Here is a 16634-nt window from a genome sequence, read left to right as displayed (position 1 = left end):
TCAGAGAGACGCGCCGACGTGCTTGACGAGGTCGACGAGGCGGTTGGAGTAGCCCCACTCGTTGTCGTACCAGCCGACGACCTTGACCTGGTCGCCGATGACCTTCGTCAGGCCCGAGTCGAAGATGCACGACGACGGGTCGGTGACGATGTCGGAGGAGACGATCGGGTCCTCGGTGTACGTGAGGAAGCCCTTGAGCGCACCCTCGGAGGCCGTCTTGAGGATCTCGTTGACCTCCTCGACCGACGTCTCGCGCGACGCGGTGAAGGTGAGGTCGGTGGCCGAGCCGGTGGGCACGGGCACGCGCAGCGCGTAGCCGTCGAGCTTGCCCTTGAGCTCGGGGAGCACGAGGCTGACGGCCTTCGCGGCACCCGTGGAGGTGGGCACGATGTTGAGCGCGGCGGCGCGGGCGCGACGCAGGTCGCTGTGCGGCGCGTCCTGCAGGTTCTGGTCCTGCGTGTACGCGTGGATCGTCGTCATGAGGCCCTGCTCGATGCCGAGGGCGTCGTTGAGCGCCTTGGCCATCGGGGCGAGGCAGTTGGTGGTGCAGGAGGCGTTCGAGATGACCGTGTGCTGCGCACCGTCGTAGAGGTCGTGGTTGACGCCCATGACGATGGTGATGTCCTCGTTCTTCGCCGGGGCGGAGATGATGACCTTCTTGGCGCCGCCGTCGACGTGCGCCTTCGCCTTGGTGGCGTCGGTGAAGAAGCCGGTGGACTCGACGACGATGTCGACGCCGACCGAGGCCCAGTCGAGCTTCGCGGGGTCGCGCTCGGCGAACGCGGCGATCTTCTGGTCGCCGACGGTGATCGACGTGTCGTCGTAGGACACGTCGGCGTCGAGGCGGCCGAGGATCGAGTCGTACTTGAGGAGCGTCGCGAGCGTCTTGTTGTCCGTCAGGTCGTTGACGGCGACGATCTCGATGTCGGTCCCGGCGGCACGGGCCGCCCGGAAGAAGTTGCGGCCGATGCGGCCGAAGCCGTTGATGCCCACGCGAACGGTCACGGTGAAACCTGCTCCTACTGGGGTCGGGGTGTGGTGGGCGCCAGCCTATCGAGTCGCGTCGGCTACCGGCGAGTCGCCCGCACCACGGTCGCGCCGAGGTCGTCGTCGGTGAGCACGTCGACGTGCCAGTCGGCCGGGGCGAAGCCGGCGACGGTGAGCGGCGCCTGTCGTCCGGAGGTCTCGACCAGCACCCGTCCTCCGCGGCGGACCCAGGGCCCCGCACCGGCTGCGACGCGGCGGTGCAGCGCGACACCGTCGACGCCCCCGTCGAGCGCGGTCGTGGGCTCGTGGTCGCGGGCCTCGCGCGGCAGCGTGACGAGGTCCGCCGTCGGGACGTACGGCGCGTTCACGAGCAGGAGGTCGACCCGCCCGACGAGGGCGGTGGGCAGGGCGTCGAGGAGGTCGCCCTGGTGGACCTCGCCGACTCCGTCGAGGTTGTCGCGGGCGCACGCACAGGCCACCGGGTCGACGTCGGCCGCGTGCAGCTCGAGGTCGGGCACCGACCGGGCGACCGCGAGCCCCAGGGCCCCCGACCCGCAGCAGAGGTCGACGACCACCGGACGAGCCTCGCCGTCGGTGACCTCGAGGGCCGCGCGGACGAGGGCGACGGAGCGACGCCGCGGCACGAAGACGCCCGGCCGCAGCCGCACGCGCACGCCGTCGAGCTCGGCCCAGCCGAGCACCTGCTCGAGCGGCTCCCCGGCGACCCGCCGGGCGACCATGCCGTCGAGCGGACGTCCCGCGTCGTGCTCGGCGAGCAGCAGCCGCGCCTCGTCGTCGGCGAACACGCAGCCGGCGGCGCGCAGACGGGCCGCGACGGCGTCGGCGTCAGGCCTCGGGGAGCGCATCCTCGTTGACGCTCGCCTCGGTGTCGGGGATGCCGAGGTCGGACGCGCGCTTGTCGGCCATGGCCAGGAGGCGGCGGATGCGACCCGCGATCGCGTCCTTCGTGAGCGGCGGCTCGTGCAGGGCACCGAGCTCCTCGAGGCTGGCCTGCCGGTGCTCGACCCGCAGGTCGCCGGCCATGCGCAGGTGGTCGGGGACGTCCTCGCCGAGGATCTCCAGCGCGCGCTGCGCCCGGGCGCCCGCGGCGACCGCCGCGCGGGCCGAACGACGCAGGTTGGCGTCGTCGAAGTTGGCGAGCCGGTTGGCGGTGGCACGCACCTCGCGGCGCATGCGGCGCTCCTCCCAGGCGAGCAGGGTCTCGTGGGCACCGAGCCGGGTCAGCAACGCACCGATGGCCTCGCCGTCGCGGATGACGACGCGGTCGCCACCACGCACCTCACGCGCCTTGGCACTGATGCCGAGCCGGCGCGCGGCGCCCACGAGCGCCAGCGCCGCCTCCGGGCCGGGGCAGCTCACCTCCAGCGCCGACGAGCGGCCGGGCTCGGTGAGCGATCCGTGCGCGAGGAACGTGCCGCGCCAGGCGGCGACGGAGTCGCACGACGCACCGGACACGATCTGCGGCGGCAGCCCGCGGACGGGGCGACCGCTGGCGTCGATGAGACCGGTCTGCCGGGCGAGGGCCTCGCCGTCCTTCGCCACCCGCACCACGTAGTGCGTTCCCTTGCGCAGGTTCGTGCCCTGGACGACGAGGATCTCGCTCGCGTGCCCGTAGACCTCCTGGATGTCGCGGCGCAGACGACGCGCCACGGCGCCGGTGTCGAGCTCGGCCTCCACCACGATGCGACCCGCCACGATGTGCAGACCGCCGGCGAAGCGCAGCATCGACGCGACCTCCGCCTTGCGGCAGCACGCCTTCGTCACCGTGGTGCTCGCGAGCTCCGACTTGACCTGAGCCGTCATGGCCATGCGGGCGTCCTCCAACGTCGTCGCGTGCAGTCAGACCCTCACTGTATGCCCGCGCGCAAGAACCCTTCGAAGGCCCGGGCCAGCCGGGCGGGGTCGTGCTGGTCGGCGCCCCGGGCGACCGCGACGTCGGCCGCCACGACGCGTGCACCGAGCGACCGCGCGGCCCGCTCGAGCACGCCCGCGTCGTCGACCAGCGAGTGGTCGGCGAGGACGACGTCGAGCCGCAGGTCGGGGGCGTGCGCGGCGAGCACCTCGAGGTGGTCGGTCGGCGACAGCCCCTCGGTCTCGCCCTCCTGCTCGCTCAGGTTGAGCACGAGCGCACGGCGCGCCGAGGTGCGCTCGAGCGCGTCGCGCAGCTGCGGCACCAGCAGGTTCGGCATGACCGAGGTGAACCACGAGCCGGGGCCGACGACGACCCAGTCGGCCGCCTCCACGGCCTCGACGGCCTCGGGACAGGCCGGCGGGTCCTCCGGGTCGAGCCGGACGCTGACCACCTGCCCGTCGACGGACGCGACCTGGGCCTGCCCCCGCACGACGGTGAGCCGGTCCGGGTCGGCGTGCAGGTGGACGTCGGCCTCGATGTGCAGCGGGACGGCGGCCATGGGGAGCACCCGGCCCCGCGCGCCGAGCAGGTCGCCGACGAGGTCGAGCCCGGCGACGTGGTCGTCGAGGATCCCCCAGATCGCCGCGATGAGCAGGTTGCCGACGGCGTGCTGGTCGAGCGGGCCGTCGCTGCTGAAGCGGTGCTGCAGGACGGTGGCCCACTGCCGGCCCCACTGGTCGTCGGCGCACAGGGCGGCGAGCGCCATGCGCAGGTCGCCGGGCGGCAGCACCCCCAGCTCCTCGCGCAGCCGGCCGGACGAGCCGCCGTTGTCGGCGACGGTGACGATGCCGGTGAGCTGGGTGTCGAGCAGGCGCAGCGCGGACAGGCTGGCGGCGAGCCCGTGCCCGCCGCCGAGGGCGACGACCCGGACGCCGCCGGGCGGTGCCGTCGGCGGGGTGGTCACTCGCGCCCCAGGTCGCGGTGGACGACGAGCGTGCGCACGCCGTGGCCGCGCAGCCGCTCGGCGAACGCCTCGGACATGGCGACGCTGCGGTGACGTCCGCCGGTGCAGCCGATCGCGATGGTCAGGAAGCGCTTGTCCTCGTGCAGGAACCCGTCGGTGAGCATGTCGACGAGGTTCTCGTAGGAGTCGAGGAACTCCTCGGCCTTCGGCTGGCTGAGCACGTACTCGCTGACCGGGGCGTCGAGGCCGCTCATGGGTCGCAGCTCCTCGACCCAGTACGGGTTGGGCAGGAAGCGCATGTCGGCGACCATGTCGGCGTCGATGGGGATGCCGTACTTGAAGCCGAACGACATCACCGACGCCCGCAGGCCCAGCGCGCCGGGCTCCTCGAACGCGGCCTGGACCCGCCGGGCGAGGTGGTGGATGTTGAGCCGCGTGGTGTCGATGACGATGTCGGCGCGCCCACGGACGGTGCGCAGGAGCTCGCGCTCGCGGTTGAAGCCGTCGAGCAGCCGGCCCTCCATGCTGAGCGGGTGCGGGCGGCGCGCGGCCTCCTGACGCCGGACGAGGACCTCGTCGGCAGCCTCGAGGTAGAGCACGCGCGCCCGGATGCCGCGCTCGCGCAGCGACTCGAGCGCGTCGGTGAGGCCGCCGAAGAACGCGCCGGACCGGGAGTCGACGACGACGGCCAGTCGCGGGACGTCGGCGCCCTGCACGGCGTCGACGGCCTCCTCGATCATCGCGGCGGGCAGGTTGTCGATGACGTAGTAGCCGAGCTTCTCGAGCGCCTTCGCGGCGGTGCCGCGACCCGCACCGGTCATGCCGGTGACGACGACGAAGGTGGTCAGCGGGGTCATCGGTCCTCCACGATCTCCCCCGTCGCGGTGTCGACGGTGGGCCCGGGCGTGTCGGCGGCGAGTGCCGCCACGACGGATTCTGCCGTAGCGCGGCCGAAGCCGGGCACGGCCGCCACCTCCTCGACGCTCGCGGCGCGGATCTTGCGGACCGACCCGAACGCGGCCATGAGGGCCTTGCGCCGGCTCGGTCCGAGTCCGGGGACGTCGTCGAGCGCGCTGCCGGTCATCGCCTTCGCACGGCGCTGCCGGTGGTGGGTGATCGCGAAGCGGTGGGCCTCGTCGCGCACGCGCTGCAGGAGGTAGAGCGCCTCGCTGGTGCGCGGGAAGATGACCGGGTCGGCCTCCTGCGGCACCCAGACCTCCTCGAGCCGCTTCGCGAGCCCGCACAGGGCGACGTCGGTGATGCCGAGCTCGTCCATGGCCGCCTGCGCCGCCGCGACCTGCGGCGGGCCGCCGTCGACGACCACCAGCCCAGGCGCGTAGGCGAACTTGCGCGGCAGTCCCGTCTCGGGGTCGATGCCGGGCACCTCGTCGCCCTCCTTGCGGGCCTTCAGCAGCCGCTGGAAGCGTCGGGTGATGACCTCGTGCATGGCGGCGACGTCGCTCTGGCCCTCGTGGCGGATGGTGAAGCGGCGGTACTCGCCCTTGCGCGGCAAGCCGTCCTCGAAGACGACCATGGAGGCCACGATCTCGGTGCCCTGCAGGTTGGACACGTCGTAGCACTCGATGCGCAGGGGCGCGGTGGGCAGGTCGAGGTACTCCTGGATCTCCTCCAGCGCCTTGCTGCGGGCGGTGAGGTCGCCGGCGCGCTTGAGCTTGTGCCGGGCCATGACCTGCTGCGCGTTCTGCTCGACGGTCTCGAGCAGACGCTTCTTGTCGCCCCGCTGGGGCACCCGGATGCGCACCGGCCCGCCGCGCAGCTCGGTGAGCAGCTCGGTGACGGCGTCGACGTCGGCGGGCAGCTCGGGCACGAGCACCTGGCGCGGGATGGCCTCGGTGGCGGTGTTCTCGTAGAGGGTCATGACGGCGCGCTGCACGAGCTCGGGGAAGTCGGCCTCGTCGGCCTTGTCGGCGACCCACCCGCGCTGGCCGCGGATCCGTCCGCCCCGGACGGAGAAGATCTGCACGGCGACCTCGAGCGGGTCGTCGACGAAGCCGAGCACGTCGGCGTCGGTGCCGTCGCCGAGCACGACCGTCTGCTTCTCGAGCGCCCGCCGCAGCGCCCCGAGGTCGTCGCGGTACTTCGCGGCCAGCTCGTACTCCTGCTGCTCCGCGGCGTGGCGCATCTTCTGCTCGATGCCCTTGACGAAGCCGGAGGTCTGCCCGCCCATGAAGGCCATGAAGTCGTCGACGATGTCGCGGTGCTCCTCGGGCGTGACCCGTCCGACGCACGGCGCGGCGCACTTGCCGATGTCGCCGAGCAGGCAGGGACGACCGATGCCCTGCGCGCGTCGGTAGACGCCCGCCGAGCAGGAGCGCATCGGGAACACGCGCAGGAGGGTGTCGACGGTGTCGCGGATGGCCCAGGCGTGCCCGTAGGGGCCGAAGTAGCGCACGCCCTTGCGCTGCGCGCCGCGCATGACCTGCACGCGCGGCACCTCCTCGCCGACCGTGACCGCGAGCCACGGGTAGCTCTTGTCGTCGCGGTACTTGACGTTGAACCGCGGGTCGAACTCCTTGATCCACGTGTACTCGAGCTGCAGCGCCTCGACCTCCGTGGTGACCACGGTCCAGTCGACGGACGCGGCCGTGGTGACCATCCGCGCGGTGCGCTCGTGCAGTCCCGCGACGTCCTGGAAGTAGGAGTTCAGCCGGGCGCGGAGGGACTTCGCCTTCCCGACGTAGATGACCCTCCCCTGCGCGTCCCGGAACCGGTACACCCCAGGCTCGACGGGGATCTCCCCCGGAGCCGGCCGATAGGTCGCTGGATCCGCCACTCCCCCACCCTACGAGCCCCCACCGACACCCTCGGTCAGCCTCGGCTGCTGATTCCCATCACATGATGGTAATCAGCAGGCCCCCTGGGTTTTCACATGCTCGCCATAGGAAGCAACCGCAGATGAGTGCCAGGAAACCAGGGTCAGTGCCCGCCCGTCCACAGCGTCCGCGACCACTCACCTCGTGCTGTCCACATCCCGCCCGCTCGAGCCACCAAGCCAGGTTCAGTCGCGGCAGCCTCGGAGCCATGGACGACCTCTTCCGCGATCGTGCGACCGCCCAGGGCGGTTACCTCCACCGACACGACATCCTCGACCTCGGTGGGAGTGACGCGATGATCAGGACAGCCGTCGCGTCAGGCCTGGTCCGGCGCATCCGGGTGGGCACGTACGTCTTTGCGGACGAGCACGACCTCCTCACCCCAGCGCAGAAGCACGCGGTGCTGGCGCGTGCCGTGATCGACAAGTTCGCTCCTGGCACCGTCGCGCTCTCGCACCACAGCGCTGCAGTCGCGCACGGCCTGGACGTCTACGGCGCAGCACTTCGCATCGTGCACGTGGTCCGACTGGACGGAGGATGCGGTCGGATCGAGTCGGGAGTGGTGCACCATGACGTCACGCCGAGCGACGACGAGATCGTCGAAGTCGGCGGCCGTCTCGTCGTCGAACCGGGACGCGCTGTCTGGGAGGTAGCGTGCAGCTCAAGCCGTAGAGGTGCGCTGGTGGTCATGGATTCCGCACTCCACCACGGGCTGTTCACCGCCCACGACCTGGCGCGCCAGGGTCGGAAGTTCGAGCGTTGGCCTCGGTCCAGAGTGGCACGGCTGATGGCGCGTCTTGCTGACCCCGGTGCCGAGAACCCTGGCGAGACGCTGATGCGGTTCGTCTGCTGGGAGCACCGCCTTCCCAGGCCAGAGACGCAGGTGGTCGTCGTCGACGAGGAGGGGCGCTTCGTCGCGCGGACCGACCTCGGATGGGAGTTGTGGCATCACTACGGCGAGTTCGACGGCATCACGAAGTACCTCCGGGACCTTCGGGGCGGCGAGAGCCCGAGCGATGTCGTCGTGCGCGAGAAGATGCGCGAGGACGGGATTCGTCGGCTCAGGAACGGCGTCAGTCGCGCCGTGTGGCAGGAGGTTCAGCCGTCAGACGCCGCGAGGACGGCCGAGCGCATCCGTCGCGAGCTCGAGCAATCGCGTCGGCTCTACACCCGGAACCGCACCTACCTCACGTGATGGCATCCGACTCACCTCGATTCTCCCTCGCTCACCTCTGGATGCTTCCAAGGGTGAGCGAGGGAGCACCGAGGTGAGCTGCTGGTTCCCATCAACTGATGGGAACCAGCAGCTCAGGTGAGGAGGGGGGCGAGGAAGCGGCCGGTGTGGGAGGCCTCGACGGTCGCGACGTGCTCGGGGGTGCCCTCGGCGAGGAGGGTGCCGCCGCCGGATCCGCCCTCGGGGCCCATGTCGATGAGCCAGTCGGCGGTCTTGATGACGTCGAGGTTGTGCTCGATGACGACGACCGAGTTGCCGGAGTCGACGAGGCGGCCGAGGACGAGCAGCAGCTTGCGGATGTCCTCGAAGTGCAGGCCGGTGGTGGGCTCGTCGAGCACGTACAGGGTCCGACCGGTCGAGCGCTTCTGCAGCTCCGAGGCGAGCTTCACGCGCTGCGCCTCGCCGCCGGAGAGCGTCGGGGCGCTCTGGCCGAGGCGGACGTAGCCGAGCCCGACGTCGACCAGCGTGCGCAGGTGACGGGCGATCGCGGGGATGGCCTCGAAGAACTCGACGGCCTCCTCGATCGGCATGTCGAGCACCTCGGCGATGGTGCGACCCTTGTAACGCACCTCGAGCGTCTCGCGGTTGTAGCGCGCACCGTGGCAGACCTCGCACGGCACGTACACGTCGGGCAGGAAGTTCATCTCGATCTTGATGGTCCCGTCGCCGGAGCACGCCTCGCAGCGACCGCCCTTGACGTTGAACGAGAAGCGACCCTGCTGGTAGCCGCGCATCTTCGCCTCGGGCGTCTGCGCGAACAGCTTGCGGACGTGGTCGAACACGCCCGTGTAGGTGGCCGGGTTCGACCGCGGCGTCCGACCGATCGGCGACTGGTCGACGTGGATGATCTTGTCGACGTTGTCGGCACCGCTGATGGTCCGGTGACGTCCGGGGATGGTGCGCGCGCCGTAGATCTGCCGTGCGAGCGACGTGTAGAGGATGTCGTTGACGAGCGTCGACTTGCCCGACCCCGACACGCCCGTGACCGCCACGAGCTGGCCGAGCGGGAACGTGACGTCGATGTCGCGCAGGTTGTTCTCGCGCGCACCGTGGATCGTGATCTCACGACCCTTCTCGCGCGGACGCCGTACCTCGGGCACGGGGATCGACTGCCGTCCGGAGAGGTACTGGCCGGTGACGGAGTCCTTGCTCTTGAGCAGCTGCTTGACCGGCCCGGACACGATCACCTGTCCGCCGTGCTCGCCGGCACCGGGACCGATGTCGACGGCCCAGTCGGCTGCCTTGATGGTGTCCTCGTCGTGCTCGACGACGATGAGCGTGTTGCCCATGTCGCGCAGCCGGACGAGGGTCTCGATGAGCCGGTGGTTGTCGCGCTGGTGCAGCCCGATCGACGGCTCGTCGAGGACGTACAGGACGCCGACGAGACCGGCACCGATCTGGGTGGCGAGTCGGATGCGCTGCGCCTCGCCGCCGGACAACGACCCCGCCGCGCGGTCGAGGCTGAGGTAGTCGAGGCCGACGTCGAGCAGGAACCGCAGCCGCTCGTGGATCTCCTTGAGCACGCGCTCGCCGATCTGGCGCTCGCGGTCGGTCATCTCGAGGCCCTTGAGGTACTCGGCCGCCTCGGCGATGGAGAGGTTGCTGACCTCGGCGATGTTCTTGGGGCCGAGCTCGGGGTGGTTGATGAGGACGGCGCGGATGACGGGCTTGAGCCGGCTGCCGCCGCACTCGCCGCACGGCACCTCGCGCATGAAGCCCTCGAGCCGCTCGCGGTTGGTCTCGGACTCCGTCTCGGCGTAGCGACGCTCGATGAACGCGATCGCACCCTCGAACGCCGTGTAGTACGACCGCTGCCGGCCGTAGCGGTTCTTGTAGGTGACGTGCACCTTGTCGGGGTGGCCGTGCATGAGCACGTCCTGAGCCTTCTTCGGCAGCTTCCCGTAGGGGGTGTCGGTGGAGAAGCCCATCTCCTCGGCGAGCGCCTGCGTGATCCGCAGGAAGTACTCCGAGACCTGGTTGTAGCTCCACGGCGCAATGGCCCCGTCGCTGATCGACTTCGTCGGGTCGGGCACGACGAGCTCGGGGTCGACCTCCATGCGGGTGCCGAGGCCGTGGCACTCCGGGCAGGCGCCGAAGGGGGCGTTGAACGAGAACGACCGGGGCTCCAGCTCGTCGACGGCCAGCGGGTGGTCGTTCGGGCAGGCCAGCTTCTCGGAGAAGCGGCGCACGCGGTTCGGGTCGTCGTCGTCGAGGTCGACGAAGTCGGCGAGCACGAGCCCGTCGGCGATGCCGAGCGCCGTCTCGACGGACTCGGTGAGCCGCTGCTGCATGGACTCCTTGACCTGGAGCCGGTCGACGACGACGTCGATGGTGTGCTTCTTCTGCTTGGCGAGCTTCGGCGGCTCGTCGGCGAGGTTGTGGACCTGGCCGTCGACGATCGTGCGGCTGAAGCCCTGCTGCTGGAGCTGCTTGAACAGCTCGAGGTACTCGCCCTTGCGGCCGCGGATGACGGGCGCGAGCACCTGGAACCGGGCACCCTCGGGCATGGCGAGGATGCGGTCGACGATCTGCTGGGGCGTCTGGCGCGAGATCGGCTCGCCGCACTCGGGGCAGTGGGCCCGACCGGCGCGCGCGAACAGCAGACGCAGGTAGTCGTAGACCTCGGTGATCGTGCCGACCGTGGAGCGCGGGTTGCGCGACGTGGACTTCTGGTCGATGGAGACCGCTGGCGAGAGACCCTCGATGAAGTCGACGTCGGGCTTGTCCATCTGCCCGAGGAACTGGCGGGCGTACGCGGAGAGCGACTCGACGTAGCGACGCTGTCCTTCGGCGAAGATCGTGTCGAAGGCGAGCGACGACTTGCCGGAGCCGGACAGGCCGGTGAAGACGATGAGGGCGTCGCGCGGGAGGTCGAGGGAGACGTCCTTGAGGTTGTGCTCACGGGCGCCGCGCACGACAATGCGGTCCGACGTCACGAGCGTCCCTCCAGGGCTACGAAGACAGGAGTATGCATACGTGCTCGACCCTAGTCGCGACCGCCGACAGAAACACGTCGGGCGACGGTGACCTCACCCACGGGCCCGACGCGCCGATCGAGCGAGCCCGGCTCAGGGAGCGGTGCTCATCTGGCCCGCGGAGCCGAGGATGCCGAGCACCACCAGCACCAGGAGCACGATGCCGCTGACGAACAGCACCCCACCCCGCTGCCCTCCGGACTCGCGCTTGCGCCGCTGGCCGACGACGATCATCACGATCGGCACGGCCAGGAAGATGACGAAACCGATCAGTCGTCCTGCGAGCTCTGCACCGTTCATCGTCCGCTCCCCTGCTCACCGACCGGGCCGCTCCCGTCCGCCTAGGATCAGCATCATGACGTACACGGGTGAGGTCGAGGTCGGCGGTCCCGCCGACGTGCAGTCCGCGGGCGACCTGCGGATCACGAAGCTGGCGGTCGGCGAGATGAGCAACAACGCGTACCTGCTGCGCTGCGAGCTCACGGGCGAGCAGGTGCTCGTCGACGCCGCGGCCGAGCCCGACCGGCTCCTCGAGCTCGTCGGCGACGCCGGCCTGGCGCGGATCGTCACCACGCACCGCCACCACGACCACTGGGGCGCCCTCGCCGCGGTCAAGGACGCCACCGGCGCCGAGACGGTCGCCGGCGAACGTGACGCGGAGGGCATCGACGTCGCGTCGGACCGCACCGTCGCGACCGGCGCACGCGTGCGGGTCGGCTCGTGCGAGCTCGAGGTCATCGAGGTCGTCGGCCACACGCCGGGCTCGATCGTGCTCGCCTACGACGACCCCGACGGCGTGGTCCACCTGTTCGTCGGCGACGACCTCTTCCCCGGCGGCGTCGGCAAGACCTGGACGCCCGAGGACTTCACCACCCTGATCGGCGAGGTCGAGACGAAGCTGTTCGACCGCTTCCCCGACGACACGCACGTCTACCCCGGCCACGGCAACGACACGACGCTCGGCGCGGAGCGCCCCCACCTGCCGGAGTGGCGCGAGCGCGGCTGGTGAACGGCCGCGCTCGCGGCAGCCGCTGACCTGCGGAACCGCGCGACCCTGCCTACGCTGCGAGCGTGAGATCGTTCGCCGTCGCAGCCGCCGTCCTGGCACTGACGGCCGGCTGCACCGGCGGCGGGGGCGATGACGGGACCGCGCAGCGAGCGTTCGACCAGACGTGCAGCCTGGTGCGCTCGGGCGTGGCCGCGTTCAACGAGAACGACTTCCCCGAGACCATCGAGCGGTTCCAGGCCGCGCTCGACCCTGCGCGGCGCCTCGCCGACGCGACCGACGACCCGCGGGCCGACGAGCTTCTCGAGGCCGTCGAGTACTACGCGGCACTGCCCGCCGACCAGTACCGCCGGGCGTTCGAGTCGTCCCCGGACTTCAAGCGGCACCAGGCCACGACCCTCGGGCAGTGCGGCGACGCGCAGCCCGAGGACTCCCCCGACCAGGAGTCGCAGACCTGACCGGGCTGGTCAGAAGGTGACAGGCAGCTCGTCGACGCCGTAGACGAACGACAGCTGACGGAACGACAGCTCCGACTCCGGCACCGCGAGTGCGAGGTCGGGGAAGCGACGCAGCAGCCGCGGGAACACCGTGCGCAGCTCCATCCGGGCGAGCTCGGCGCCGATGCAGCGGTGGATGCCGTGGCCGAACGCGAGGTGCCCGCTGCGCGGCACCCGGAAGGGGTCGAAGTCCTCGGGCTTCTCCCCCGCGGCCGCCCCGTCGCGATTGGCGCCGCTCAGCGACGCGAGCAGCACGTCGCCCTTGCGGATGCGCTGGCCGAACAGCGTCATGTCCTCCTTGGCGAAGCGCGGGAACGCCACCTGCACGACGGAGAGGTAGCGCAGCAGCTCCTCGACGACGAGGTCGACGTCCTGCGACGTGCCGTTGCGCACGAGGTTGGCGTGCTTCTCCTCGCGCATGAGGACGATCGTGCCGAGCGCGATCATGCCGGCGGTGGTCTCGAAGCCGCCCGTGAACACGCCGTCGGCGAGCCCGGCGAGGTCGACGTCGCTGATGGCGTCGCCCTCGGCGCGGATGATCTGCCCGATCAGGCCCGGCCCCGGGTCGCGACGCTGTCGCGCGACGGCGTCGAAGAGGAACTCGCGCTGGGCCGACACCGCACCGAACGCGGCCGCCGCCCCGTTCGTCGCGTCGAACCGCGCACTGCCGAGGGCGGCGAACGCCTCGCGGTCGTCGTAGTCGAGGCCGAGCAGCTCGCAGATCGTCTGGAACGGCACCGGGAACGCGAGGTGCTTGGCCAGGTCGGTGGGCGAGCCCGACGCCTCGAACGCGTCGAGGGCGTCGTCGACGATCCGCTCGACGGCCGGGCCGAGCCGCGCGAGCCGCCGCATCGTGAACTCGGGCGTGACGATCTTGCGCAGCCGCGTGTGCAGCGGAGGGTCGGTGAACCCGAGCCCGCCGATGTCGTCGGACGTGGCCGGACCGTCACCGTGGAAGAGGTGGCGGATGTCGTTGGAGTAGCTGTCGCGGTCGGTCAGGACGGTGCGGGTCTCGTCGTACCCGGACACCAGGTAGGCGTTGAACGAGAACGGCAGCGAGAGCTTGTGCAGACGCTCCTGGCCGCGGATCTCGGCCAGCCGCGGCACCGGGTCGGTGCCGTGTCTCTGCAGCGGCACCTTCGTGGCCTCGGGGATGAAGGAGATGCGCGAGAGGTCGATCCCCTTGCGTCGTACCCGACGCATGACGAGCGAACCGGCCCAGGACGTCAGCCGTCCGCGTACGTCGATCACGTAACGAAGGTACTACTGGTGTTGCATCTGACAGGCAGGCGGAGCAAGGTGTCACCCAAACTCTGCGCCGGGGCGGACGCCCCGGTGCGTCGACGAGCGAGGGAGACGCATGACCACCGAGACCGCAGGAGTCCAGGGGCCGACGGAGCTCCGGAGGGTCATGGGGCCGAAGCTCCTCCTCCTGTTCATCGTCGGTGACATCCTCGGTGCCGGCATCTACGCGGTGACGGGACAGATGGCGGGCAAGGTCGGCGGACTGGTCTGGCTGCCGTTCCTCCTGGCGTTCGTCGTGGCCTCGATGACGGCGCTGTCGTACCTCGAGCTCGTCACCAAGTACCCGCAGGCGGCCGGTGCGGCGCTGTACGCGCACAAGGCCTTCGGCATCCACTTCGTCACGTTCCTCATCGCCTTCGCGGTGGTGTGCTCCGGCATCACGAGCGCGTCGACGTCGGCCAAGACCCTCGCCGACAACTTCACCGGTGGCCTCGACGTCAACGGCTGGACCGACGGCCCGGCCAGCAGCGGGACGATCGTCGCCATCGCGATGGCCTTCATGATCCTGCTGGCGATCATCAACCTGCGCGGTGTCGGCGAGAGCGTGAAGTTCAACGTGGTGCTGACCATCGTCGAGCTGGCGGCGCTGTCCATCGTGATCGGCGTCGGCTTCTACGCGATGACGCGGAACGGCGCCGACCTGTCGGAGGTCGTGACCTTCCGCGACTACGAGGACCGCGGCCTGTTCCTGGCCGTCACCGCCGCGACGTCGATCGCCTTCTTCGCGATGGTCGGGTTCGAGGACGCCGTGAACATGGTGGAGGAGGTCAAGGAGCCGAACAAGATCTTCCCGCGGACCATGCTGACCGGCCTCGGCATCGCGGTGCTGCTCTACATGCTGGTGGCCGTCTCCGTCGTCACCGTGCTCACCGCCCCCGAGCTCAAGGACATCTCCGACTCCGAGGGCCGAGCGCTGCTGGAGGTCGTCTCGAAGGGCGCCCCGGACTTCCCGATCGACCGCGTCTTCCCCTTCCTCGCGGTCTTCGCCGTGGCCAACACCGCGTTGATCAACATGCTGATGGCGAGCCGTCTGCTGTACGGGATGGCGAAGCAGGGCGTGCTCCCCCCGTCAGCTCGGAGCGGTGCTGCCCGGACGCCGCACTCCGTGGGTGGCCGTCGCGTTCAGCACGCTGCTCGCGCTCGGCCTGATCTTCTACGTCACGCGCGACGCCGAGAGCAACGTGGTGGCCAACCTGTCGAACGTCACCGCGTTCCTGCTGCTGTGCGTCTTCGCCGTCGTGAACGTCGCGTGCCTGATCCTGCGCCGCAACCCGGGCGACGCGAAGCCGAACCACTTCGTGTCCCCGGGCGTCCTGCCTGCGGTCGCGGCCGTGCTGTGCGTGTTCCTCGCCGGTCCCTGGGTCGAGCGGGACGGTCAGGTGTACGTCATCGCGGGTGTGCTCATGCTGATCGGCGTCGTGCTCTGGGCCATCACCTACGCGATCAACCTGATCACCGGCAGCGCGGACAGCGAGTTCGAGGACGTCGAGAAGCTCGGTGACTGACTCCCCGCACTCGGTCGTCGTGGCCGGCTGGCTCCGGGTGGAGCCCGCCCGCCGCGACGCCTACGTGGCCGCGTGCCGTCCCGTCGTCGAGCTGGCACGCGGCACCGACGGCTGTCTCGCCTTCGCCCTGACGGCCGACAGCGTCGACCCCGGCCTCGTCGTGGTGCACGAACACTGGCGCGACGAGGTCGCGCTGCTCGCCTTCCGTGCCCTGCCGGACGACGAGGCGGCCGAGCTTCCCGACGTGCTGGACGCCGACGTCCGCCGCTACCACGTGCAGGAGGAGGGCCCGGCCTGAGCCGCACCCTCCTCCTCGACGCGCGCGGGACGCGCCCCGCGGGACCGCTACTCCTTGGGCGCGCCGTGGTCGTCGTCGACCTTCTCGGGGTGCCTGCGGGAGTACCAGAGGCTCACGACGGTCGTCGTGCCGAGGATGACGACGATGGCGCCGAGGCTGGCGAGCGTCGGGATCTCGGGGACCTTCACGTGCTCGCCGCCGTTGATGAACGGCAGCTCGTTCTCGTGCAGCGCGTGGAGCAGGAGCTTGACGCCGATGAACGCGAGCAGCACCGCGAGACCCTGCGACAGGAAGACCAGGCGCTTGAGCAGGTCGCCGAGCAGGAAGTAGAGCTGACGCAGACCCATGAGCGCGAACACGTTGGCCGTGAAGACCAGGTACGGCTCCTTGGTGAGGCCGTAGATCGCCGGGATCGAGTCGAGCGCGAACAGCAGGTCGGTGGTGCCCAGCGCGATGATGACGAGCGCCATCGGGGTCAGCGCGCGGCGACCGTTCTCCTTCACGACGAGCTTGAGGCCGTCCCACTGCTCGGTGAGGTTGAAGCGACGCCGGGCGAACCGGACGACCGCGTTCTCGCCGTCGTCGTCGTGGTCGGTGTCGCGGATCAGGTTGATCGCCGTGTAGATGAGGAAGGCGCCGAACAGGTAGAAGATCCACGAGAAGTTGTTGATCGCCACGGCACCGACGGCGATGAAGATCCCGCGGAACACCAGCGCGATGATGATGCCGACCAGCAGGGCCTCCTGCTGGTACTTCCGCGGCACCTTGAAGCTCGCCATGATGATGATGAAGATGAACAGGTTGTCGATCGACAGGCTGTACTCCGTCAGCCACCCGGCGAAGAACTCCACGCCGTACTGCGAGCCGTGGTAGCTGAAGGTCCAGATGCCGAAGGCCACCGCCAGCCCGACGTAGATGGCGAGGTAGGTGGCGCACTCCTTCATCGACGGCTCGTGCGGCTTGCGCGCCACGACGAACACGTCGAACAGGATGATGGCGATGGTCACCCCGACGGTGATGGACCACTCCAGGGTCGAGACGTTCACTCAGGTTCCTCCGGTCGACAGACGTGTACCGGAGGTCTCTTCCGCCCGCGGACCGCGGGCCCGCAGCACCGGAGGGTCAGGCGGACCCCCGTGATGACGACGCTGCAGCG

15 protein-coding genes are annotated in these 16634 nt (G+C 70.3%); 5 read left to right on the top strand and 10 right to left on the bottom strand.

Features of this window, described 5'->3' with window-relative positions; all coding sequences use genetic code 11:
• The 6 genes from gap to uvrC all read right to left on the bottom strand — a co-directional run bounded on the left by gap (position 1) and on the right by uvrC (position 6618).
• Positions 1 to 1005: a type I glyceraldehyde-3-phosphate dehydrogenase gene (gene gap / locus QE370_RS13155; RefSeq protein ID WP_067857696.1), complete on the bottom strand. Its 1005-nt coding sequence runs from the start codon at positions 1003 to 1005 to the stop codon at positions 1 to 3.
• A gap of 62 nt (positions 1006 to 1067) precedes the next feature.
• Positions 1068 to 1853, bottom strand: a complete 786-nt coding sequence (locus tag QE370_RS13150; protein WP_309634620.1) for a putative protein N(5)-glutamine methyltransferase — start codon at positions 1851 to 1853, stop codon at positions 1068 to 1070.
• Positions 1834 to 2817, bottom strand: coding sequence for a DNA-binding protein WhiA (gene whiA / locus QE370_RS13145; protein ID WP_067857702.1), 984 nt, complete (start codon positions 2815 to 2817; stop codon positions 1834 to 1836). Before whiA ends, QE370_RS13150 begins: the two co-directional genes overlap by 20 nt.
• A gap of 38 nt (positions 2818 to 2855) precedes the next feature.
• Positions 2856 to 3824, bottom strand: a complete 969-nt coding sequence (gene yvcK, locus QE370_RS13140; RefSeq protein WP_253022048.1) for a uridine diphosphate-N-acetylglucosamine-binding protein YvcK — start codon at positions 3822 to 3824, stop codon at positions 2856 to 2858.
• Positions 3821 to 4681, bottom strand: a complete 861-nt coding sequence (rapZ, locus tag QE370_RS13135; protein WP_067857711.1) for an RNase adapter RapZ — start codon at positions 4679 to 4681, stop codon at positions 3821 to 3823. Before rapZ ends, yvcK begins: the two co-directional genes overlap by 4 nt.
• On the bottom strand, positions 4678 to 6618 hold the full coding sequence (gene uvrC, locus QE370_RS13130) for an excinuclease ABC subunit UvrC (RefSeq protein WP_309634619.1): 1941 nt from the start codon (positions 6616 to 6618) through the stop codon (positions 4678 to 4680). Before uvrC ends, rapZ begins: the two co-directional genes overlap by 4 nt.
• Positions 6619 to 6866: 248 nt before the next feature.
• Here uvrC and QE370_RS13125 point away from each other — a divergent pair, with 248 nt between their 5' ends.
• Positions 6867 to 7853 carry a hypothetical protein gene (locus tag QE370_RS13125; RefSeq protein ID WP_309634618.1) on the top strand — a complete coding sequence of 329 codons (987 nt, stop codon included), beginning with the start codon at positions 6867 to 6869 and terminating at the stop codon, positions 7851 to 7853.
• A 113-nt stretch (positions 7854 to 7966) separates the two neighbouring features.
• On the opposite strand, the gene uvrA is transcribed toward QE370_RS13125, so the two are convergent.
• Together uvrA and QE370_RS13115 are read right to left on the bottom strand one after the other, a co-directional pair.
• A complete protein-coding gene (gene uvrA / locus QE370_RS13120; protein ID WP_309634617.1) occupies positions 7967 to 10828 on the bottom strand; it encodes an excinuclease ABC subunit UvrA in 2862 nt (953 codons plus the stop codon).
• Between the two features lie 132 nt (positions 10829 to 10960).
• A complete protein-coding gene (locus tag QE370_RS13115) occupies positions 10961 to 11167 on the bottom strand; it encodes a hypothetical protein (protein WP_253022039.1) in 207 nt (68 codons plus the stop codon).
• Positions 11168 to 11222: 55 nt separating this feature from the next.
• Here QE370_RS13115 and QE370_RS13110 point away from each other — a divergent pair, with 55 nt between their 5' ends.
• Together QE370_RS13110 and QE370_RS13105 are read left to right on the top strand one after the other, a co-directional pair.
• Positions 11223 to 11876 (top strand): MBL fold metallo-hydrolase, encoded by a 654-nt coding sequence (locus QE370_RS13110; RefSeq protein ID WP_309634616.1) that lies wholly within the window; start codon positions 11223 to 11225, stop codon positions 11874 to 11876.
• A gap of 62 nt (positions 11877 to 11938) precedes the next feature.
• Positions 11939 to 12331, top strand: a complete 393-nt coding sequence (locus tag QE370_RS13105; protein ID WP_309634615.1) for a hypothetical protein — start codon at positions 11939 to 11941, stop codon at positions 12329 to 12331.
• Positions 12332 to 12340: 9 nt separating this feature from the next.
• Here the strand turns inward: QE370_RS13105 and QE370_RS13100 are convergent, their stop codons facing one another.
• On the bottom strand, positions 12341 to 13621 hold the full coding sequence (locus tag QE370_RS13100; RefSeq protein ID WP_253022033.1) for a cytochrome P450: 1281 nt from the start codon (positions 13619 to 13621) through the stop codon (positions 12341 to 12343).
• 109 nt (positions 13622 to 13730) lie between these two features.
• Here QE370_RS13100 and QE370_RS13095 point away from each other — a divergent pair, with 109 nt between their 5' ends.
• Positions 13731 to 15176 (top strand): APC family permease, encoded by a 1446-nt coding sequence (locus QE370_RS13095; protein WP_309634614.1) that lies wholly within the window; start codon positions 13731 to 13733, stop codon positions 15174 to 15176.
• Entirely contained in the window at positions 15173 to 15478 is a 306-nt protein-coding gene (locus tag QE370_RS13090; protein WP_253022029.1) for a putative quinol monooxygenase, read from the top strand. Before QE370_RS13095 ends, QE370_RS13090 begins: the two co-directional genes overlap by 4 nt.
• 47 nt (positions 15479 to 15525) lie before the next feature.
• Here the strand turns inward: QE370_RS13090 and QE370_RS13085 are convergent, their stop codons facing one another.
• Positions 15526 to 16524 carry a TerC family protein gene (locus QE370_RS13085; protein WP_067857741.1) on the bottom strand — a complete coding sequence of 333 codons (999 nt, stop codon included), beginning with the start codon at positions 16522 to 16524 and terminating at the stop codon, positions 15526 to 15528.
• Positions 16525 to 16634 lie beyond the last annotated feature (110 nt).

Source organism: Aeromicrobium sp. SORGH_AS_0981 (assembly GCF_031453195.1).
GTDB lineage: Bacteria > Actinomycetota > Actinomycetes > Propionibacteriales > Nocardioidaceae > Aeromicrobium.
The sequence above is the reverse complement of the archived record's forward strand: the minus strand, read 5'-3'. Positions and strand labels throughout refer to the sequence as shown.

Bases quoted from the DNA above. Each gene is read 5' to 3' on its own strand.
- QE370_RS13095 (WP_309634614.1), top strand. From the start codon at position 13,731: ATGACCACCGAGACCGCAGGAGTCCAGGGGCCGACGGAGCTCCGGAGG.
- whiA (WP_067857702.1), bottom strand. From the start codon at position 2,817: ATGGCCATGACGGCTCAGGTCAAGTCGGAGCTCGCGAGCACCACGGTG.
- QE370_RS13150 (WP_309634620.1), bottom strand. From the start codon at position 1,853: ATGCGCTCCCCGAGGCCTGACGCCGACGCCGTCGCGGCCCGTCTGCGC.
- rapZ (WP_067857711.1), bottom strand. From the start codon at position 4,681: ATGACCCCGCTGACCACCTTCGTCGTCGTCACCGGCATGACCGGTGCG.
- QE370_RS13110 (WP_309634616.1), top strand. From the start codon at position 11,223: ATGACGTACACGGGTGAGGTCGAGGTCGGCGGTCCCGCCGACGTGCAG.
- QE370_RS13125 (WP_309634618.1), top strand. From the start codon at position 6,867: ATGGACGACCTCTTCCGCGATCGTGCGACCGCCCAGGGCGGTTACCTC.
- QE370_RS13115 (WP_253022039.1), bottom strand. From the start codon at position 11,167: ATGAACGGTGCAGAGCTCGCAGGACGACTGATCGGTTTCGTCATCTTC.